The organism is Marinomonas spartinae (assembly GCF_900089775.1).
GTDB classification, from domain to species: domain Bacteria; phylum Pseudomonadota; class Gammaproteobacteria; order Pseudomonadales; family Marinomonadaceae; genus Marinomonas; species Marinomonas spartinae.
Map to the genome: position 1 here is coordinate 113,792 of NZ_FLOB01000004.1, position 19,204 is coordinate 132,995.

Below are 19,204 nucleotides of genomic sequence, written 5' to 3' on the forward strand. Positions count from 1 at the left end.
TTTAGGTATGTATTTTTTAGGCGTTTGACGGTTCTGCTATTGGATTGGGACATATTCAACCGCTTTTCTTTGTCGTGAAAACGCGAGTTTTACTGTCTAAGCTAGCAACATGATCATGAATTTCTCGTGTGTTACCTTCAATATTAACGATGTAACTGTTGTCGCGTTGTAATTGTTGGGCAATACGATCCATTTCCTCACTCATGTGTACGGCTGTTTTTGCCACTTCTTGAATGGATTGCGCCATATCAACAGAAGAATGGGAGCTGGTTTGAGCATTTTTTTCAATCTCTTGGATAGCGACTTCGGCTTTTCCACTTAGCTCTTCAATAGCATGTAGGCTTTCTTGACCACTTTCCATAGTGGCAATGGCCGATTGTGTGGAGCTTTGGATGGTGCTAACGATATCTGTAATGCTGGACGTTGCTTCAACTGTTTTTTCTGCCAAGGAGCGTACTTCATCTGCTACCACCGAGAAGCCTCGTCCTGCTTCGCCTGCTCGTGCGGCTTCAATAGCGGCATTCAGAGCAAGTAAGTTCGTTTGGTTAGCCAAGTCATTGATCATGCCAATGACATTGTCGATGTCTTTGGAGAGCTTTCCAAGTTCGTTCAGCTGGGCACTCGTGTCATTGACAATCGAAATGGTGTTGGCCAAATTCGATATAGTCGATTTGATTGTATTGGCCCCTATCTTAGCAGAGTCGTAAGTATTTTTAGATTGAGCACTGAGTTCCTCAGTGGTATTGGAAATACTGTGGATTGTGGTAGAGATTTCTTCCGTTGCTGCGGCCAAGGAATTGGTTTGTTCACTGACGGAGCGGTTGCTGCCTGCAATGTTTTGAATGGATTCATTGAGCTCGGTTATCATGGTCGCTACTTCTGCGGAAGTACCGACAACGTCGCCAATAACGGAGCCAAGGCCATCCGTCATTTCATTCACTGAGCCACAAAGTGAATCAAATTCGTCATTGCGTTTTGTATTGATGGGTAATTGAGCGGTAAGGTCCCCGCTTTTGACTTTGGCTAGATCTCTAATGATTTGATTCAGCGTTTTGTTCACACTGCGACCAATGCCAAGTAGAAGTAATCCCGATGAAACGGCCACACCAATACTGACAATAATTAACAGTACGACAGCTTGTTGTGAGCTGGCGTCGGCTTTATCGCGAGCGTCAGAAACCGCATTTTGAAGGAATTTTGCGGCATTCAGTCTTGAATCATTAAGCAATGTGCTGCTTTTTTCATAACCTGCTTGGAGTTTTTTGAGTTTATTATTGGCCTGATCAAAAGTGTTGACGGAATTGATGTATGCTTGAATTTGATCGTTAAATCGTTCTTTTAAGCCAAAATTGTCGACGCGGGCTTCGAATTTAGCAAATTTAGCGAGAAAGTCGGCTTTGTTGGCCTCTGTCGGTTCGAACATAAAGTTTTTCTCCGCTTCTCTGACGGGTAAAAACTCTTGTTTTATAAGGCTAAGAAACGAAATTTCGTCCGTTAGTTTCTGTCCATTGGTTGAAATGTCACCTTTGAGACCTGAGTTACCATTAAAACCAACTAACTTTCTCTGTGCAATCAGGGCAACCAATGCAGTGTTATAGTTGGTAAAAGCACTTTTTACTTTGTCTAATAGGGATTTAGCCGTTGGTGAAGAGACGTGATTTATATCAAATGAAAGTTCAGAGGAGGCCGATTTATATTCTTTTTCTACTCCATTCAAAAAACCTTTGTATGACTTATTGTTTAGGTTATCTATCTGCTCATATTGTTGCAGTAATGTTATAACAAGCGAGTCTAAATTTTTGTCGATACTAGTAAGGACTTCAAAGCGTTGAGAGGCGTTATTTTGTGTATTAATGCCATACAATGCGACAGTTGTAACAGCAATGAAACCAATGATTGTGGCGGATAACAAGCAGATGAGCTTGGTGCGAAAGCTGAGATTTGCCAACATATGAGATACCTGCATACATTTTATTATTTTAAGAAATATTTTTTTATGTCTAATAATATAGCATGTAATTTTATTTCAATCGTAGGTTGTTAATCCTTATTGAAAACTGCCTTGATCCTCATTCTATGTTTAGACTGTCTTGAAAAGCAAATAATTCGTAAGCATTTGTTAAAGTTACGATAAAATATAGTCTTAATTAAGTAAGTTTGTCACACAAATCTTCTTTTGATAGAAGACTCTTAAGATGATGATCTACTTGGCTAGGCTAAATATCGTGAGGGCTTATCCAAATGTCAGTCAGAGTGTTTCCTACAAAGGTAATACTTCCTGGGTATCTTGAACGGCCAGTAGAACTGAATTCAAATTGATAAGATCGTTTAATACTGGGTTGGCCATGTTGCCATGTGATTCTCCAGCGGTTTCCTGAGACACTGTCGTCTAGCAGTTGTAGATTGTGTTTTGCACAATGTTGCTTAGCTAGCTGAATAGCTCGCTCGTGCACTGCGCTGTTGCGCCACCACCCCCAAACGAGAGTGATCAAAAGTAGTATAAAGACAATATCGGATAGGTTGAAATTCATGGTATTTCTATCAATGGCAGGGGAGCTTCATCTTATCGAAATTATCGGCAAAAAGAAATTCGTGACCGCCCCCAAGCAGGAGAGAAAAAAGAGGGCGGTCACGCGCTTCACACCGAAGAGCTTGGCGATAAATATCCCACTTGTTATGGACATCATCATTTGGTCATTCGAGGCAGCGAATGAGCAGTCGTCCAAATAGTATTGAGTGGTCTATAACAAGTGGACCAGTCAGTGATATTTACTCCATTAGTACAGCTCTTTCAGCGTAAAGTTGTATGACCCACTGTTCAACTCGTTGATCAGTGAGTTCAAATTGCTGATCTTCATCAATGGCTAAACCGACGAAATGCATTTTATCTTCCGTACAGGCTTGAGAGGCTTCGAACTCATAGCCTTCTGTTGGCCACTGACCAATAAAGGTTGCTCCAGTGGTTTTTAACTTTTCATATAACCATCCCATTGCATCCAAAAAGTAGTCAGCATAGCCAAATTGATCACCTAATCCATAGAGTGCGATGGTTTTGTCGTCGAGAGACAAAGTGCTCAATGTGTCGCCTAGTACCTCCCAGTCTGACTGAATACCACCAAAGTCCCAAGTTGGGATACCTAAAATAAGCGTTGAATAGTCTTCAAAAATACTTAAATCAACGTCTTTAATATTGTAGATAGCTACGTCTTCACCTAGCTCTCCCCACTGTTGAACGATTTTAATACCTACTTCTTCTGTATTGCTGGTGTCTGTGCCATAAATCAATGCAATGGATGGTGTATTCATTGGGTTTTCTCTTCCTATTGCTTAATGTATTTGTCCGTAATGTTGGCTGCTAATGCCAAAATGTTGAATAAAAATCGCTTCGAACTGGGCTTCGGAAAAACCACTATCGGCAACTATGCTGGTTTTAGCGTTAGGGTTCTTACGCAATTGTTCGGCAGCGTATTGTATGCGACGGTGTTTGCTATAGCTTGTAATAGACTGGCCGACAAGATAATAAAAACCAAGTGTAAGGGCTTCCTCATTGAGCCCGACTTGATTAGCCAGAAATTGTGGTTTCAAATTTAAGTTTTGGGGGACTTCAAGCAAGTTTTGGGCATGGAAAATTTTACTTTGGCAGTCGCTGCACTGAGTAAGATGCTTAAGCATCTTTAATTGTTCAATAAGGGTAAAAATACAGGCATAGGCATGTCCTACTAGGCTTAGATTATGTCCTGTGTGAGCTAAAATAGCATGCCATACCGTCTTGTTCTTGTCTGTGACGGGTAAGTTTAATGTGTTGTCTTGCGCTTCAAGGATATGAAAAAGGTGATTAAAGTACTGAACGGTTTGATCTTCTGTTTCTCCTAAGACTTGGGCTAGTTGTTCAGGAAGAATATGCATTTGAATAAGTGATTTCTTCTCACCTTGCTTTAGATGAAAATCACCTGCCCAGTTTTTAGGTAAATAGCTTATGTTGATAGAATGAATGTCGTCTGTGGTTTTAATGATGTTATCGCTAGCAATAGTAAAATAGAGTCCACGCTTTGCTTGCTCGGACAGTATGCAATCTTGCTGACAAGAGATGTGTTGCTCAGTTAGCTCTAAATTGGGCATAAGGGCAATGTGGCGTTTGTAGCCAGAGATTGCTGATGCGTAGTGGTCCTTGATGTCGCCTTGGCTATCGTAGGCATAATGAAGATCAATTTGCATTGCCTGCTCTTCCTGTTATTGATAATGATTATCATTAAAGTATTATTTTTCCATTAATGCAAGTGGTTATCATTAAATTTTATATTCTATCTATTGGTAAGGGAGGCTTTTTCGACTTGTTGACGATTTAGTGGTGATTTCTGTGTGGTATGATGTGTATAAACATAGTTGAAGCTTAGTTGTCGGATGCTTGTTCTACACTCCGGCACTTTGACATTGGTATAAAATAAACTGGTGAGGAAAACATGAGAAAGACGTTAGTTATCGGTACTGTGGCGATGTCTATTGCATTAAGTGGTTGTGCGACGGATCCTAATAACACCCAGAAAGGTGCAGGAATTGGAGCTGCAGTCGGAGCGCTTTTGGGCAAAGCGACAGGCGACAATGACAATAGTCGTCTCGTCTGGGGGGCTGCCGTGGGAGCGCTGGCTGGTGGTGCTATTGGTCGCTACATGGATAATCAAGAGCAAGAGTTTAAAAACGAGTTAGCAGGAACGGGTGTCCAAGTGGTGCGTGAAGGGGACAATCTCCGTTTGATTATGCCGGGGGATATTACATTTGCAACGAATAGTGCTGCCGTTAACCCTAGTATTGATCCGGTATTAAAGGATGTTGCTAAGATTCTAAATCATTATCCTAAAACCGTTCTGTTAGTAGAAGGTCATACCGATAATACTGGATCTGAAGAGTATAACTTGCAGTTGTCTAAGCGACGTGCGCAGTCTGTGAAAAATTTGCTGATTGTGGATGGTGTGAATGCCAAGCGCTTAACGGTCGTTGGTATGGGGGAATATCAACCTAAAGTACCTAACACCAGTGCAGCTAACCGCCGAGAAAACCGTCGAGTGGAACTAAAAATTCAGCCTATTACTCGCTAGTTCATTCGTCGTATTAGTAGGATTTAAAAAGGGCTTCATTGAGGTGAAACCCTTTTTTTATGGCATTTACGTTGTGTTATAACAATTATATTAAATGCAGGCTGCTTAGTATTGCGACACCAATGCTCGTGCTGAATACTGAGGCTATGGTTGTTAAGACAATCACGTTTGCTGCGAGGGAGGAATTACCGCCCATTGCCCTGACCATGATATAGCCGGCTGATGCCGAAGGTGCAGAGGACATAAGAAAAAGTACACCAAGTTGCATGCCTCGATAGCCAAAAAAATAGCCGCCTAGTGTAATCAATGATGGAACAACAACCAGTTTTCCGATGGCAGAAAGGAGAGCGGTCGACATGTCTTTTTTTAATGCGCCAAAGTTTAATGAGGCCCCTGCACATATTAATGCCAATGGGAGGGTCATTTGTGCAAAATAACTGCCTGCTTTATGGAGCGTGGATGGTATATGCAATCCCAAGTACGACGATAGTAAGGCCGCTACAATCGCGATGATAAGTGGGTTTTTTGCAATACTTTTTAGCGTATATGTGATGCTTTTTTGGGCGTCCATAGAGCGATTCAGGCAAATAACCGATAGAATATTAAATAGAATCGTCACACTACCAAGGTAAATGGAAGCGACCGAAAAAACGTTTTCTCCATAAGCATTGACGCAATAAGCCAAGCCAATAATGCCCATGTTCGACCGGAAAGCGCCTTGGATAACCACTCCTCTATCGGCTTTTATGGGAATAATTCGTGAGGCAAGGAGCTCCAGTAGGATATAGACGATAATCACCGAGCCAACAGCATAAAGTGCTAAAGAAAAATCGGTGTTTTTAGTGATATTCGTTCTGGATATGCTAATAAACAGAAGAGCAGGGAGTGTAATATTAAAGACGAGCTTGGAAGCCACGTCAACGAAGTTATCATTGATTAAGCGTATCCGATAAAGAGCCACTCCTAATACCAAAATTAAAAAAATGGGTATTGTGATAGAGAGTGAAAAGCCCAATATCTCCCAAAAATTATTCAACGTGGTTCCTTATAGAAGACGAACCTTATTACTGAAAGGTTCGTCTAGGTGAGAATAATCAATCGTTATTTTCGAAACGATAACCTGCGCCATAAACAGAGTGAATGACGTTAAGTTCCGGTGCGACGGCAGAGATTTTTTTGCGTAATTTTTTGATGTGACTATCGATCGTACGATCACTAACAACGCGGCTGTCAGCATAGATGCTTTTCATGATTAAATCACGACCAAATACACGTCCTGGCTCTTTAATTAAAAGCTGTAGTAATTGGAACTCTACCGTTGTTAGGTCGATCAGCTCGCCTTTGTAAGTGGCGCGAAGACGATCAACATCTAAGTCAAAGCCGTCAGTGCGAGGCGATTCGGTTTGATCCAATTCAACGCGACGTAGATTAGCTTTAACACGCGCGACAATTTCACGAGGGCTGAATGGTTTGCAAACATAATCATCCGCGCCCATTTCAAGACCGATTAAGCGGTCAATTTCTTCGGCTTTCGCTGTGACCATAATAATAGGAACACCGCTAAACTGACGAACTTGCTTGCAGATCTCAATACCATCTAAGCCAGGTAGCATTAAGTCAAGAAGGATAAGATCTACTTGGTTGTTTTTTACGTAGTCAACGGCTTGGTCACCACGGTCAATATGGTGATTTTCATAGCCAGCTTGATCTAAGTAGGCAGCAACTAATTCTGCTAATTTTGGTTCGTCTTCAACAATCAGTATTTTGCTCATAGTATTTGTTATTCCATATTATTAATGTAAAGGAAACTCTATTCTTATGCCTAAGCCGCCTTCAGGGGAGTGATAGGCTTTTATCGTACCCTGATGGGCATTGACAATATTGGTGCAGATGGCCAGACCTAAGCCTCTGCCCCCCGTTGCTCGGTTGCGTGAATTTTCAACGCGATAAAACTGCTCAAAAATCCGTTGCTTTTCTTCTTCGTTGACACCCGGTGGCGTGTCTTCAAATAGAACAATGGCTAAATTTTTCTCTTCTCGCAAGGTGATCTTAAGTCTTCCCGGCGTATTTGTGTATTTTAATGAGTTATTCATTAAATTAGCAAAGAGTTGATGAAGGCGATTTTCATCACCATTAATTAATATCGGGTGTTTTGTAGTAACTTCAAGCTCTAAGTCCAATCCTGCTTCTTTATAAATCAAAGACATGGATTGGGAAGTTTGCTCAAGTGTGTCTGCTAGATCAACTTCTTCCATTTCATAGTTCAGGTTGCCCATATCATGCATGGATAACTGATTTAAATCATCGATTAGTCGAGCAATGTGAACAATTTCTTGTTGCAGTGACTCTAGGCTCTCTGGAGAGACTTTGATGATGCCATCTTGCATTGCTTCTATTTCGCCACGCAAAATAGCAACAGGCGTACGCAGTTCATGAGCGGTGTCCGCAACCCAGCGCTTACGAGATTCGCGTGTATTCTCTAGTGTCGTTGCTAGGTGGTTAAAGTCGGTGCCTAAATCCGCTAGTTCATCGGTGCCTTGTATTTTAATTCGAGTGTCAAATTTACCCGTGGCTAATTTTCTAGTCGCTTCTCTTATGGTACAGATAGGCCGACTTAACCATTGAGCAAGAGGCCAAGTTAGTAAGGCGGCGATGGCGAGAATAAACGCTGAGATCAATAAAAAAGCTTCACCTTGTTGCTGAACGAAGCGCAGGGTTTGGTCTTGGACAACAGCACGCATGGATCTAAGCCCGACATAGCCAACAATTTTTTTGTTGACAATGACGGCATGGGTTTCTGCTTTATCAAATGGAACACGGCCAATTAGATTTTTTTGGTTTTTATCAAATAATAAAAAACGTTGACGATAATATTGAGATGGATAAATAAGATCTAAATTAGGTGTGCTTGGCGGTGGGATCAAGTCTCGCAGATTTTCTAATCGAGTTTGATTCCATTTCTTTTCCATTCGGCTTTCCTGAACGAGAAAATACCAATCATTGTAATAAGCATAGAGGTTGGCCGTGCGATTAGCCATTTGTTCTAGGAAGTCACGGTCACGTGCGGTCGCATAGGAGACGAAACCTTTGTCAAAACTCCATTGAAAGACTTGCCACATGGAGACAATGACCAAAATATTGCTAAGGACGAAAACGACAAAGAGTTTGTGTCGGATTTTAATTTTTTTGGTGAAGGTCATAATAAAGTACGTTGAATCCTTTGGCTAAGGCAAAAGAACAGCTTTAATCGTCTTCGCATTGAGAACGGCTTTGCATGTCTGCTTTTATAAAAAAGAAAAAGTTATGGTCGATTATAAGGCCCGTATGGAAATTATAGCTACTTTTGAGGCGTGTAATAAATGAGGAATAATAATAAATCTTTATTTTAGTTGCGGTAAGTCAGGGATCTGTATTCCTGATTTAGCTAGAATCTGTATCTTTTTTCTTATGGTGCTGTAGAGGATTATTTTTACTCTTCTCCTTTTACATGCAGGATATTGCGATAATGATCTCTCACTTGCTTACATCTCATACTCAAAAAATAGAAACCTCTTTGGTGCGCGAGTTGCTGCACTATAGCCAACAACCAGACGTTTTGTCACTGGCAGGGGGATTGCCTGATGAAAAATACATGCCAGCCTACCCAAGTCTGGATGTGTTAGCGGATAGCCGTCAATATGGGCCGAGTGAAGGGGAAATAAGACTTCGTGAGCAAGTAGTTTCTATTGTTGCGGATCGTGGTTTGTCGACTGTGGCGGATGATGTCTTGATTACCACCGGATCGCAACAAGGGTTGGATATTATTAGCCGCTTAATATTGGATGGTGATTCGACGATTTTGACTGAGCAGCCGACGTATTTGGCCGCTTGTCAGGTCTTTAGTTTACAGGGGGCGACGATTCATGATGTTGCTTCTGATGCACAAGGGATGTCATTAGAGGCATTGCGTCAGGCGATTGATGCTCATCATCCCAAAGCCCTGTATTTAATCCCTAATTTTCAAAACCCCGCTGGCCATTGTTATAGTCTGCAGCGTAGACGAGAGATAGCTGCCTTGTTGGATGAGAAGGGGATATTGTTGATTGAAGATGACCCTTATCGCGATTTGTGCTACGAACAGGTTGACTTAACACCGATTTGTTCGTTGTTGAAAACGGCGCCTTGGTTATATTTAGGCAGTTTTTCTAAGGTACTATGGCCAGGTGTGCGTACTGGGTATTCAGTATCTTGCCCAGCTTTTTCGCCGTATTTGGTTAAGGTAAAACAGGCGATTGATCTTCATACGAACCGTCTGGGGCAGGAGATGGTGTCTTATTTCTTGTCTTCCGGTGGTTTTCCTGCTCATTTGGTGACATTAAAAGAGGTTTATAAGCATAAGAGGGACGTGATGGCGCAAGCATTGTCATCGGAATTAGGCGATTTGGTGACATTTGCCCTTCCCGCTGGTGGTATGTTTTTTTGGCTACGTTTACCGGACGGTGTGTCATCGACGCTAGTATTGGAGGAGGCCTTGCGAGAAAACGTGCTGGTGCTGCCAGGCGTGCCGTTTTTCCCTAGTGAAAGCCCACTAAAGGATTCATTTTTACGATTAAGTTTTGCCCGTGTCTCGCTGGATGACATTAATAAGGCAGTGGCGGTGCTTGCTGGCGTGATTAAACGACTGCTAACAAAATAGAAGAGTGTCTACTCTTTGCTGATTGCTATTCCATAACAGGTTAGGCTGACAGGCTTTTTATCGTCTTTATAATGGTGAAAGAGTTCCTTCTTTTTGGGGGACACGTTAGAATCTTACTTTTAAGAACGAATAGAATAGGAATATGTAATGGGCAGAGCCTTCCAGAACCGCAAAGAGTCCATGGCAAAAACGTCTGATCAAAAAGCCAAGGTTTACAGCAAATATGGCCGTGAGATTTATGTCTGTGCAAAATCCGGCGGTATTGATCCAAATGGCAACTTAGCACTGCGTTCTTTGATTGAGCGCGCGAAAAAAGATCAGGTGCCAACGCACGTTATCGATAAAGCAATTGATAAAGCGAAAGGCGGTGGCGGGGAAGATTTTGATACAGCTCGTTACGAAGGTTTTGGTCCTGGTAACACCATGGTGATCGTTGACTGTTTGTCTGATAATCCCAACCGTACTTTTGGGGATGTCCGCACTTGCTTTAACAAAGTGAAGTGTAAAATTGGCAGTCAAGGTAGTGTGAGTCATATGTTTGATCACAGTGCCATTTTTGTTTTTTCTGGTGACGATGAAGAAGCGGTACTGGAAGCGCTAATGATGGCGGACGTCGATGTTACTGATATTGAGCTAGAAGACGGTAAGGTGACCGTATTTGCTCCTAACACAGACTACAATAAAGCAAAAACAGCACTGACAGAGGCGTTTGGGGATATTGAATTTGATGTGGATGAAATTCAGTTTGTCCCTCAAAACACAACGCCGATTGAAGGTGAGGATGTTGAGCAATTTGAGCGCTTCTTGGATTTGCTAAACGATTTGGATGATGTTCAGCGTGTTTACCATAACGCTGAGTTGTAGTTGACAGAGAAACGTTATGATAGCTCTGGCGAGAGGGTCTTTCGTCAGAGTTTTTCTTTTTTAATAGTCTTAAAGGTAAGTAGAAGGTTGTTTATGTCTGAGCGTCCAACACCGCCAGAGGACTGGGAATGTTGTGAAAGTGAGTGTTCCCCTTGTGTATGGGACACTTATTATGAAGAGCTTAGGGCTTGGAATGCGGAACAGAAAAAGATAAAAGAGAGTCAGAGTTCATCTTCATCCCACAATGATGAGGGTAAGTGATTGCTATGAGTAGGCCAAAACCTCAAGTCAAGTCTCCTTGTGTTAACATTTGCTTGTTGAATGAAGAGGATATTTGCGTCGGCTGCTACCGTAGTGGTCGAGAAATTAGTTTATGGGGGGGCATGAACAAAGCGTCTCAGTTGGCGGTTATGAAAAAGGTGCGAGAACGAGAGGCTAGAAGTAAGCTAGTGTCTGACTAATTTGCTTCTAGCGCTGATGATTTCTGTGCTAGCCCTTGCTTGTATCGCGTCGGTTTTTCAGTTCAATCCATTGAGACATATATTGAGTGCTTTTCATTGAGTGGTGTCTGAGCATTTTGCCAAAAAAATGCTTTTTCCTTAAGCCTTCCTTTTGTTGAGATTGTTGTTGGATTTTAGTGATAAGCTTTGGTGCCCATTCTGTTTCCAAATAACGTGCGTTTAAAATCGTCGCGCCGTTTTTTTGCATTAATTCCCAATTGGCTTTGTCTTCGTATAGGGAAGCTGCCGCTTCAACAAATGCTTCAACATCATCAGTGATGACCCCATTCCATGGCAGTGTCCCATGCATCGCTTCTGCGCCAATGTGTGTGGTAATGCTTGGTGTGCCCATCTGCATCGCTTCGACCAATTTTCCTTTGATGCCCGCACCGAAGCGTAATGGTGCCAAACAGAGTCTTGCTTGTTGCATAACGGTCTGGGCGTTCTCTGCCCAGCCTTTTACAAGAAAACCGTCTTTTGCATTATGAAGTTGAGTCGCTTTAGGGGGGGGGTAGGCGCCATATATATGCAGCTCTGCTTGGGGGAGTCGCTTTCTAAGGTGGGGCCAGATTTCTGTTTTTAGCTGTAATACTGCATCCCAGTTCGGTGCATGGCGGAAGTTGCCAATGCTGATGAAGTGTTGGCGCGCTTCAAAACTGGGGAGCGAGGCGGCTTCCTGTGGTGATGGGAGCATAAAGGGTAGGTGAAAAAGGTGTGTTTCTGGTACCTGGAATTCATCGATTAACAGTTTGGTTTCCATTTCTGAAATCATCAAGGTTAGATCACAGCGAAGAATGGCGGCGATTTCTCGAATGCCAAGATCGTTATACATGTCCTCTAACTGAAATGGTCGCTTTTGTTTGATTGCTTGGTGTCTGGCGTGGCGAAGAGAATGGAGGTCTTCGGTGTTTAGAATACGCAAGGCATTTGGGCAGTATGTTTCAACACGCCAGCCAAACTGTTCTTCCATCATAAAACGGTCATAGATGACTGCGTCGGGGGTGGCATCGAGGATAAACTGGTTAAAAGAATCGTCATTAAGAAGAATCTGTGTAGTCTGAACGCCAATGACCTCTAAATTGGCCATATGTTCAGTTGGTTGTGCGGGACTGGCGAAGGTGATTTGCCAGTCTTGTTTGCGAAATGTGTTAAGTAGCTGCATCATGCGACTACCCGCTGCAGAGGAGTTAGGTTCGGGCCAAACGTAGCCGATGATAAGTAAATGCACCTTGATCTCTTTGATTTGTATAAGGGTTAAGACTGAGGTTGAATCGTTGAATTTTGATTCAAGGTCAGGACATATTCATTGAGCTATTGTATCATGGCGGATAAATTTGTCTTGTGTGGTTGATTCTTAGGATTGATGGACAGCAAGGCGTAAGGAAAACATGTCATTGAGAGATTATATATGATCATCAAACCAAAAATTCGCGGATTTATATGTACGACAACTCACCCTGTGGGTTGTGAGCAAAACGTAAGAGATCAGATCGCCTTCACAAAGAGTAAAGGTCAAATTCACAATGGGCCAAAAAAAGTGCTTGTGATTGGGGCTTCTAGTGGTTATGGCTTGTCCTCTCGTATTGCGGCTGCATTTGGTTCTGGGGCCGCGACAATTGGCGTGTTTTTTGAAAAGCCTGGAACAGAAAAGAAAACCGGTACTGCAGGTTGGTATAATGCGGCTGCTTTTGATAAAGCGGCAAAAGAAGAAGGTTTGTACGCAAAAAGTATTAATGGTGATGCTTTTTCAAATGAAGCGCGCGATAAAGTTATTGAGCTGATCAAGCAAGATTTGGGTGAAGTGGATATGGTGGTGTACTCCTTGGCATCGCCTGTTCGTAAGTTGCCAGATACAGGAGAAGTGGTTCGCTCTGTACTTAAGCCTATTGGTCAGCCTTACCGCTCTACTGCGATTGATACCAATAAAGATGTGATCATTGAAGCGGAAATTGAGCCTGCGACAGAAGAAGAAGTCGCAGCGACTACAACGGTTATGGGGGGGCAGGATTGGGAGCTTTGGATGTCTGCTCTTAAAGAGGCTGGCGTACTAGCGGAAGGCGTTCGTACCGTCGCTTACTCTTACATCGGTTCTGATATTACTTGGCCAATATACTGGCATGGTGCTCTAGGTAAAGCCAAAGAAGACTTGGATCGTGCAGCGCATGCGATCAATGGTCAGCTTGCTGAATTTAAAGGCGGTGCAAACGTTGCCGTGCTTAAGTCAGTTGTAACTCAGGCCTCTTCTGCGATCCCTGTGATGCCTCTGTATCTTGCCATGGTTTTCAAGGTAATGCGCGAAAAAGGCCTTCACGAAGGTTGTATGGATCAAATCTACCGTATGTTTGCTGAGCGTTTGTACAACAATCATAATCCAGCAGAGCTTGTGGATGACAGTAATCGCTTGCGTTTGGATGATTGGGAATTACGTGAAGATGTTCAGCAAGCCTGTCGTGATCTTTGGCCACAAATTAATGATGGAAACTTGTTCGCAGAAACGGACTACCAGCTTTATAAAGATGAGTTCTTGAAGCTGTTTGGCTTTGGTGTCGAAGGTGTGGATTATGAAGCAGATGCTGATCCAGTTGCCGAGTTTGATGTGATCACATTGTAATTTTTACATATTAGTACTGTTGTGTTACGAAAAGGAGGTTGAGCTTTGCTTGGTCTCCTTTTTTAATGGGAAGATATATTTTATAGTCTACGTGATATTGTCTTTTGGGGTGTCTGAGTGCGTAATTTGGGGTTGTCATGAAAATCATTGTTTTGGCTGTCTTGTTCTTGCCACTGACGGTTTGGGCGCAAAGGGTGGTCGAGATGCCTGTCAATATTATTTATGGTAATAAAATCATTCATGCTCAGCATCAGGTTGTGCTTGATTCTCCAAATAAAGTGGATGTTATTCCTGTCGAAAAATCCAAACCTTCTGTAAAAGAGCCAAATGTCGTGGTGTCTCCAGATGGCTCCTCTCGTGCTTATCTGGAAGAAAATGCCGTTGCGGCAAAAGAAAACAAAATATACAACGAGATAAATCGTCGTACAGAAGAGGCGCCTTTTACGGTGTTGTTTACAGGACATATACCTGAAGCAATTCAGGAGAAGCGGCTGCGCATGATGCCGGAAATCGGAATTTTTGGTGATCAGTTGAATAAGCTAAGTGAGGATGAAAAGCAGTCCGTAAAGACAGCAGAAAAATCTCAAGGTATTAACCCTGATAGCGGTGAATTTTCAGCTATTTCACCTAATGGTGTGGGTAAATCTATTGATGGAAAAGCGCCTGCCGATAAGGTTGAAAAACAACCTGCACCGACAGATGTCGTGCCCTCGAAAAAAACACAAGAAGAGAAATTGAATCAGTTGATTGGTGGTGGCTAGTTTCCATTGTTTTATAGTGAGGGGGAAGGGTGGCACTTACTAAAAAAGAGACGGTGGCTGAGGATGCTGACCGTCTCTTTTTTGCCTTTTAGGCTTTTTGTGCTTGTGCGTCTAGGGATTGTCCATTGATGTTAAGGCTATCATTGCCCATCAAATATAAGTAAACCGGCATGATTTCTTCTGGCGTGGGGAGGGTTTCAGGGTTTTCGGCAGGGTAGGCGGCAGCACGCATCTGGGTTCTGGTTGCGCCAGGGTTAATGGCGTTCGAACGAATGTTGGAGATGTTGCCTAATTCGTCAGCCAGTAATTGCATCATGGCTTCCGTAGCAAACTTAGAGATTGCGTAAGCGCCCCAGTATGCTCTTGCCTTTCTTCCGACGCTTGATGTCGTAAAGACGATGGAGGCATTGGGTGATTTTTCTAATAGGGGTAAAAGAGCCTGATTGAGAAGGAATTGGCTATGGACATTGACCTTCATGACTTGTTCAAAGGTGTTGGCGTCGTAAGCAGAAAGAGGGGTTCGTTCGCCTAGTAGGCTGGCATTGTGGAGTACGCCATCTAAATGTCCAAACTCGCTTTTGATGGTATTGGCAAGTTCGGAGTAGTCATGTTCCCCTGCGCCATCCAGATTAAGTGGCACAATGGCGGCTTCAGGGTAGCCTTGTTCTTTGATGATGTCGTAGACAATATCCAGTTTTTTGGCTGTTCTTCCAAGCAAAATAACGGTAGCACCGTATTGAGCGTAGGTGATTGCTGCTGCCTTGCCAATGCCATCGCCTGCGCCAGTAACCAAAATCACTTTATCTTTTAATAATTGCTCTGGGGCTTTGTAATCGAACATAGCAATTCCCTCTTTCTTTAACGTAATAGTTTTATGTGTTTGGTTTTTGAGTATGCATCATATAATTGACGGATACATCTCTTGTAGTTAGCTTGTAGTGCTTGGTAATTGGGTTATAAGTCATGCCTGTAATGTGCTGTACCTCTAAACCTGCGTGTCGTGCATAGTTGTTTAATTCAGAGGGTTGGATGAATTTTGCGTAGTCATGTGTCCCCTTAGGAAGCATGTTTAGAATGTATTCGGCGCCAATAATGGCAAACAGATAAGCTTTAGGATTACGGTTTATGGTAGAAAAGAATACATGCCCGCCAGGTTTAGCTAGTTTCATGCAGGCTTTTATGACAGAAGAGGGGTCAGGAACGTGTTCCAGCATTTCTAAGCAGGTGACAACATCGTATTTGCCCGCCTCGCGCTCCGCTATGTCTTCGGCGGTAATGCGTTCGTAATCAATATCTAGCTTTGACTCTTTTTTGTGTAATTCTGCTACGGCAAGTGGGGCTTCTCCCATATCTATGCCTTTCACTTGTGCGCCTAACTTGAACATCGCTTCGGATAGGATGCCACCACCACACCCTACGTCTATGACTTTTTTGCCTTTAAGTGATGCCCGTTCATTAATGTAACCCACTCGCAGAGGGTTGATGTCGTGTAGAGGTTTAAATTCGCTCTCGGTATCCCACCATTTACTGGCAAGTGCTTCAAACTTTGCCACTTCAGTTAGGTCGACGTTGGATTTGTGTTCGGTGTTGTCTGTCATGTTGGGTTCCAAAATAGAGTTTCATTGATGTTTTTTTAGTCATCTCTACGCGGATGTAAAGCAATAGAGTCCGATATCTTCTTAGTCTGAGCTAAATGTAAATGACTTATGTGTACTTTCATTATAACGACAACCTGTAAGCTGACCAAGGTTAAAAAGTGGAACTATAGAAAGGTAAGGGAGATTTGCTATGGGGCGTGTGCGATATGTGATGGGGGTCAATAAAAAATAAGGGATAGAGGCGGTCTTTTTTACTTGATAAATGATGAACAAAACATGACACCGCAGAGGTCTTATTTAATTCCTTATGGTACAATACTGCGCTTATAAAAAGATATTAGGGCGTCTGTCAGACTCCGAGGCATAAGGATCGGTTGTATCTATGGGTGAATTAGCCAAAGAAATTATTCCCGTCAGTATCGAAAATGAACTAAAGGGTTCCTACCTTGATTATGCGATGAGCGTAATCGTTGGGCGAGCATTACCGGATGTGCGTGATGGGCTTAAGCCTGTCCACCGTCGTGTCTTGTTTGCCATGAATGAGCTGAAGAACGATTGGAATAAAGCTTACAAAAAATCGGCACGTATTGTCGGTGATGTCATCGGTAAATACCATCCGCATGGCGATGTGGCGGTGTACGACACGATTGTTCGTATGGCGCAGCCTTTCTCAATGCGTTACACCTTGATTGACGGTCAAGGTAACTTCGGTTCGGTGGATGGTGACAGTGCGGCCGCCATGCGTTACACAGAAATCCGCATGGAGAAAATCTCTCATCATTTGTTGATGGACTTAGAGAAAGAAACGGTTGATTTTGTGCCTAACTATGATGGCACTGAATTTATGCCGTCTGTTTTGCCATCTCGTGTACCCGGTTTGTTGGTCAATGGTTCTGCAGGGATCGCGGTTGGGATGGCAACAAACATTCCTCCGCACAATTTAGGTGAAGTGATCGATGGTTGTTTGGCGTTAATTGATAACGCTGAGGTCACTATTGAAGAGTTGATGGAGCATATTCCAGGGCCTGATTTTCCAACGGCTGCCTTTATCAATGGCCGTGCTGGTATTGTCGAGGCTTATAAAACGGGCCGTGGACGTATTTATATGCGTGCCCGTCATCATATTGAAGACATGGAAAAAGGCAATCGCCAATCGATTGTGTTTACAGAAATTCCTTATCAGCTTAACAAAGCGAAAGTGATTGAGAAAATTGCAGAGCTTGTGAAAGATAAAAAGCTGGAAGGTATTAGTGAACTGCGTGATGAGTCTGATAAAGAGGGCATGCGCATCGTTGTGGAACTGCGTCGTGGTGAAAACCCCGATGTTGTAGTCAATAATATCTTTACCCAAACTCAGCTGCAGTCAGTGTTTGGTATTAATATGGTGGCCTTGGTTGATGGTCGCCCGCAGTTATTGAATCTCAAGCAAATCCTTGAGTGTTTTGTTAAACATCGCCGTGAAGTGGTGACTCGCCGTACGATTTACGAGCTTCGCAAAGCCCGTGAACGTGGTCATATCCTCGAAGGGCTTGCGGTTGCTCTGGCAAACATTGATCGTGTTATTGAGCTGATTCGTACCTCGCCATCTTCTGCAGAAGCAAAAGAAAAATTGGTGACAGAAGCTTGGCAGCCAGGTGATGTGGTTGCAATGTTAGAGCGCGCTGGATCGGATGCCTGCCGTCCAGATGATTTGGATGAGCGCTATGGTTTTGTGGATGGCATTTATCACCTTTCTCCTGAGCAGGCGCAAGCTATTCTCGACCTGCGCTTGCATCGTTTGACAGGGCTTGAGCATGAGAAGTTGATGGGAGAGTATCGCTCTTTAATCGACGTGATTGCCGAGTTGCTGTATATCTTGTCTAATCCTGACCGTTTGATGGAAGTTATTCGTGAAGAGTTAGAAGAGGTTCGAGACAGTTTTGGTGACGTTCGCCGTACCGAAATTTTGACTTCTCGCCAAGATTTGACCATTGCCGATCTGATCGATGAGGCGCCTATGGTCGTTACGATTTCGGATACGGGTTATGCAAAATCTCAACCGTTAGAAGAATATAAAGCTCAGCGTCGTGGTGGTCGTGGTAAGTCGGCGTCTGCGATGAAGGACGAAGATCATATTAGCCATCTGTTGGTAACCAGCAGTCATGATACCGTGATGCTCTTTACTAATTTTGGCAAGGTGTATTGGCTGCGTGTATTTGAAATTCCAGTTGCTAGCCGTAATTCTAAGGGGCGTCCTATCGTAAACCTATTGCCATTGGCAGAAGGTGAGTATATTTCGGCCTTATTGCCGTTAACCGCACCAGAAAAAAGCGACTCTGAAGCGGATGATGAAGAGGCTACCCAAGAGGCAAGCAGCTACATCTTTATGGCAACAGCGAATGGTACGGTTAAGAAAACGGCGATGGAGCATTTTGCCCGTCCACGCTCAACGGGGCTGATTGCTTTGAGTTTGGATGAAACGGACGCTTTGGTCGGTGTGGCTCAAACCAGTGGTAACGATGACATTATGTTGGTGTCTAGTTCTGGTAAGACGATCCGCTTCAATGAAGGGGATGTGCGTGCCATGGGGCGTACTGCAGCTGGTGTTCGCGGTATCCGTTTGGCAGAAAGTGCCAAAGTGGTTTCTTTGATCGTTCCTCAGCAGGGCACAGCGGTTTTGATGGCCTGTGAGAACGGTTATGGTAAACGTACTATGATTGATGATTTCCCTGTTTATGGTCGTGGTGGTCAGGGGGTTATTGGCATTCAGGTGTCTGAGCGAAATGGTCCAGTTGTTGGCGCTACTCAGGTCGATGAAACGGATGAAATTATCTTGATTACTGATCAAGGGACGCTGGTTCGTACTCGTGTTTCTGAAGTGTCTTGTCAAGGGCGAAATACGCAAGGGGTGACCCTGATTCGATTAACCAATGACGAGCATCTAGTGGGTGTAGTTCGTGTGGTTGAAGACGATGAGAGTGACCTTCCTAGCGACGATGCGCCTGCTGATGTCGAACCAAAAGATGAAGATGCGCCTGAGGGTGATGGTGAGGAGCCAGCAGCTCTAGACCCTGATGCCCAGGAAGACGGTGCAGAGTAAAAAGCAACGGCGCACTTAGGTGC

At 43.4% G+C, this 19,204-nt stretch carries 19 protein-coding genes; 9 read left to right on the forward strand and 10 right to left on the reverse strand.

Annotated elements, in window-relative coordinates; genetic code table 11:
- Positions 1-55 precede the first annotated feature (55 nt).
- On the reverse strand, positions 56-1,951 hold the full coding sequence (locus MSP8886_RS10480; protein ID WP_067016162.1) for a methyl-accepting chemotaxis protein: 1,896 nt from the start codon (positions 1,949-1,951) through the stop codon (positions 56-58).
- Between the two features lie 265 nt (positions 1,952-2,216).
- Complete coding sequence (locus MSP8886_RS10485; protein WP_067016164.1) at positions 2,217-2,531, reverse strand: DUF3301 domain-containing protein; 315 nt, start codon at positions 2,529-2,531, stop codon at positions 2,217-2,219.
- Between MSP8886_RS10485 and MSP8886_RS10490 the strand changes: the two genes are divergently transcribed.
- Positions 2,530-2,730, forward strand: coding sequence for a hypothetical protein (locus MSP8886_RS10490; protein ID WP_067016166.1), 201 nt, complete (start codon positions 2,530-2,532; stop codon positions 2,728-2,730). The genes MSP8886_RS10485 and MSP8886_RS10490 overlap by 2 nt on opposite strands.
- Before the next feature lie 39 nt (positions 2,731-2,769).
- On the opposite strand, the gene MSP8886_RS10495 is transcribed toward MSP8886_RS10490, so the two are convergent.
- Positions 2,770-3,306 (reverse strand): flavodoxin, encoded by a 537-nt coding sequence (locus MSP8886_RS10495; protein ID WP_067016168.1) that lies wholly within the window; start codon positions 3,304-3,306, stop codon positions 2,770-2,772.
- A gap of 21 nt (positions 3,307-3,327) precedes the next feature.
- Entirely contained in the window at positions 3,328-4,215 is an 888-nt protein-coding gene (locus MSP8886_RS10500) for a helix-turn-helix transcriptional regulator (protein ID WP_067016170.1), read from the reverse strand.
- A 245-nt stretch (positions 4,216-4,460) separates the two neighbouring features.
- Here MSP8886_RS10500 and MSP8886_RS10505 point away from each other — a divergent pair, with 245 nt between their 5' ends.
- Positions 4,461-5,093: a YiaD family glycine zipper/OmpA-like lipoprotein gene (locus MSP8886_RS10505; RefSeq protein WP_067016172.1), complete on the forward strand. Its 633-nt coding sequence runs from the start codon at positions 4,461-4,463 to the stop codon at positions 5,091-5,093.
- A gap of 85 nt (positions 5,094-5,178) precedes the next feature.
- On the opposite strand, the gene MSP8886_RS10510 is transcribed toward MSP8886_RS10505, so the two are convergent.
- The 3 genes from MSP8886_RS10510 to MSP8886_RS10520 are packed head-to-tail and all read right to left on the reverse strand — an operon-like array spanning position 5,179 to position 8,293.
- Positions 5,179-6,129, reverse strand: a complete 951-nt coding sequence (locus MSP8886_RS10510; RefSeq protein ID WP_067016174.1) for an AEC family transporter — start codon at positions 6,127-6,129, stop codon at positions 5,179-5,181.
- Between the two features lie 58 nt (positions 6,130-6,187).
- The gene (locus tag MSP8886_RS10515; protein ID WP_067016176.1) at positions 6,188-6,865 is read right to left on the reverse strand and encodes a response regulator; all 678 of its coding nucleotides are present in this window, start codon (positions 6,863-6,865) and stop codon (positions 6,188-6,190) included.
- Positions 6,866-6,886: 21 nt separating this feature from the next.
- Positions 6,887-8,293, reverse strand: a complete 1,407-nt coding sequence (locus MSP8886_RS10520; protein WP_067016179.1) for an ATP-binding protein — start codon at positions 8,291-8,293, stop codon at positions 6,887-6,889.
- A 305-nt stretch (positions 8,294-8,598) separates the two neighbouring features.
- On the opposite strand from MSP8886_RS10520, the gene MSP8886_RS10525 reads away from it, so the two are divergent.
- The 4 genes from MSP8886_RS10525 to MSP8886_RS10535 all read left to right on the forward strand — a co-directional run bounded on the left by MSP8886_RS10525 (position 8,599) and on the right by MSP8886_RS10535 (position 11,093).
- The gene (locus tag MSP8886_RS10525) at positions 8,599-9,768 is read left to right on the forward strand and encodes an aminotransferase-like domain-containing protein (RefSeq protein WP_067016181.1); all 1,170 of its coding nucleotides are present in this window, start codon (positions 8,599-8,601) and stop codon (positions 9,766-9,768) included.
- 147 nt (positions 9,769-9,915) lie between these two features.
- Positions 9,916-10,632 carry a YebC/PmpR family DNA-binding transcriptional regulator gene (locus tag MSP8886_RS10530; protein ID WP_067016183.1) on the forward strand — a complete coding sequence of 239 codons (717 nt, stop codon included), beginning with the start codon at positions 9,916-9,918 and terminating at the stop codon, positions 10,630-10,632.
- Positions 10,633-10,725: 93 nt separating this feature from the next.
- Positions 10,726-10,893, forward strand: coding sequence for an oxidoreductase-like domain-containing protein (locus MSP8886_RS21905; protein WP_083200907.1), 168 nt, complete (start codon positions 10,726-10,728; stop codon positions 10,891-10,893).
- A 5-nt stretch (positions 10,894-10,898) separates the two neighbouring features.
- On the forward strand, positions 10,899-11,093 hold the full coding sequence (locus MSP8886_RS10535; RefSeq protein WP_067016185.1) for a DUF1289 domain-containing protein: 195 nt from the start codon (positions 10,899-10,901) through the stop codon (positions 11,091-11,093).
- A gap of 28 nt (positions 11,094-11,121) precedes the next feature.
- Here the strand turns inward: MSP8886_RS10535 and MSP8886_RS10540 are convergent, their stop codons facing one another.
- The gene (locus MSP8886_RS10540; protein WP_217491342.1) at positions 11,122-12,360 is read right to left on the reverse strand and encodes a glycosyltransferase family 4 protein; all 1,239 of its coding nucleotides are present in this window, start codon (positions 12,358-12,360) and stop codon (positions 11,122-11,124) included.
- Positions 12,361-12,540: 180 nt separating this feature from the next.
- Here MSP8886_RS10540 and fabV point away from each other — a divergent pair, with 180 nt between their 5' ends.
- Positions 12,541-13,743 carry an enoyl-ACP reductase FabV gene (fabV, locus tag MSP8886_RS10545; protein ID WP_067016189.1) on the forward strand — a complete coding sequence of 401 codons (1,203 nt, stop codon included), beginning with the start codon at positions 12,541-12,543 and terminating at the stop codon, positions 13,741-13,743.
- Positions 13,744-13,880: 137 nt separating this feature from the next.
- Positions 13,881-14,504: a hypothetical protein gene (locus MSP8886_RS10550; RefSeq protein WP_067016191.1), complete on the forward strand. Its 624-nt coding sequence runs from the start codon at positions 13,881-13,883 to the stop codon at positions 14,502-14,504.
- Between the two features lie 88 nt (positions 14,505-14,592).
- Here MSP8886_RS10550 and MSP8886_RS10555 read toward each other — a convergent pair whose 3' ends face one another.
- Together MSP8886_RS10555 and ubiG are read right to left on the reverse strand one after the other, a co-directional pair.
- Positions 14,593-15,345 carry a YciK family oxidoreductase gene (locus MSP8886_RS10555; RefSeq protein ID WP_067016193.1) on the reverse strand — a complete coding sequence of 251 codons (753 nt, stop codon included), beginning with the start codon at positions 15,343-15,345 and terminating at the stop codon, positions 14,593-14,595.
- Positions 15,346-15,376: 31 nt separating this feature from the next.
- Positions 15,377-16,102, reverse strand: a complete 726-nt coding sequence (gene ubiG, locus MSP8886_RS10560) for a bifunctional 2-polyprenyl-6-hydroxyphenol methylase/3-demethylubiquinol 3-O-methyltransferase UbiG (RefSeq protein WP_067016195.1) — start codon at positions 16,100-16,102, stop codon at positions 15,377-15,379.
- Between the two features lie 382 nt (positions 16,103-16,484).
- Between ubiG and gyrA the strand changes: the two genes are divergently transcribed.
- Positions 16,485-19,181 carry a DNA gyrase subunit A gene (gyrA, locus tag MSP8886_RS10565; protein ID WP_067016197.1) on the forward strand — a complete coding sequence of 899 codons (2,697 nt, stop codon included), beginning with the start codon at positions 16,485-16,487 and terminating at the stop codon, positions 19,179-19,181.
- Positions 19,182-19,204: the final 23 nt, after the last annotated feature.

What these genes read in the sequence shown, in the direction of transcription:
- MSP8886_RS10480 (WP_067016162.1), bottom strand. Translation starts at nt 1,951, where the DNA reads ATGTTGGCAAATCTCAGCTTTCGCACCAAGCTCATCTGCTTGTTATCC.
- MSP8886_RS10490 (WP_067016166.1), top strand. Translation starts at nt 2,530, where the DNA reads ATGGTATTTCTATCAATGGCAGGGGAGCTTCATCTTATCGAAATTATC.
- MSP8886_RS10485 (WP_067016164.1), bottom strand. Translation starts at nt 2,531, where the DNA reads ATGAATTTCAACCTATCCGATATTGTCTTTATACTACTTTTGATCACT.
- MSP8886_RS10495 (WP_067016168.1), bottom strand. Translation starts at nt 3,306, where the DNA reads ATGAATACACCATCCATTGCATTGATTTATGGCACAGACACCAGCAAT.
- MSP8886_RS10500 (WP_067016170.1), bottom strand. Translation starts at nt 4,215, where the DNA reads ATGCAAATTGATCTTCATTATGCCTACGATAGCCAAGGCGACATCAAG.
- MSP8886_RS10505 (WP_067016172.1), top strand. Translation starts at nt 4,461, where the DNA reads ATGAGAAAGACGTTAGTTATCGGTACTGTGGCGATGTCTATTGCATTA.
- MSP8886_RS10515 (WP_067016176.1), bottom strand. Translation starts at nt 6,865, where the DNA reads ATGAGCAAAATACTGATTGTTGAAGACGAACCAAAATTAGCAGAATTA.
- MSP8886_RS10520 (WP_067016179.1), bottom strand. Translation starts at nt 8,293, where the DNA reads ATGACCTTCACCAAAAAAATTAAAATCCGACACAAACTCTTTGTCGTT.
- MSP8886_RS10525 (WP_067016181.1), top strand. Translation starts at nt 8,599, where the DNA reads ATGATCTCTCACTTGCTTACATCTCATACTCAAAAAATAGAAACCTCT.
- MSP8886_RS10530 (WP_067016183.1), top strand. Translation starts at nt 9,916, where the DNA reads ATGGGCAGAGCCTTCCAGAACCGCAAAGAGTCCATGGCAAAAACGTCT.
- MSP8886_RS21905 (WP_083200907.1), top strand. Translation starts at nt 10,726, where the DNA reads ATGTCTGAGCGTCCAACACCGCCAGAGGACTGGGAATGTTGTGAAAGT.
- MSP8886_RS10535 (WP_067016185.1), top strand. Translation starts at nt 10,899, where the DNA reads ATGAGTAGGCCAAAACCTCAAGTCAAGTCTCCTTGTGTTAACATTTGC.
- fabV (WP_067016189.1), top strand. Translation starts at nt 12,541, where the DNA reads ATGATCATCAAACCAAAAATTCGCGGATTTATATGTACGACAACTCAC.
- MSP8886_RS10550 (WP_067016191.1), top strand. Translation starts at nt 13,881, where the DNA reads ATGAAAATCATTGTTTTGGCTGTCTTGTTCTTGCCACTGACGGTTTGG.
- MSP8886_RS10555 (WP_067016193.1), bottom strand. Translation starts at nt 15,345, where the DNA reads ATGTTCGATTACAAAGCCCCAGAGCAATTATTAAAAGATAAAGTGATT.
- ubiG (WP_067016195.1), bottom strand. Translation starts at nt 16,102, where the DNA reads ATGACAGACAACACCGAACACAAATCCAACGTCGACCTAACTGAAGTG.
- gyrA (WP_067016197.1), top strand. Translation starts at nt 16,485, where the DNA reads ATGGGTGAATTAGCCAAAGAAATTATTCCCGTCAGTATCGAAAATGAA.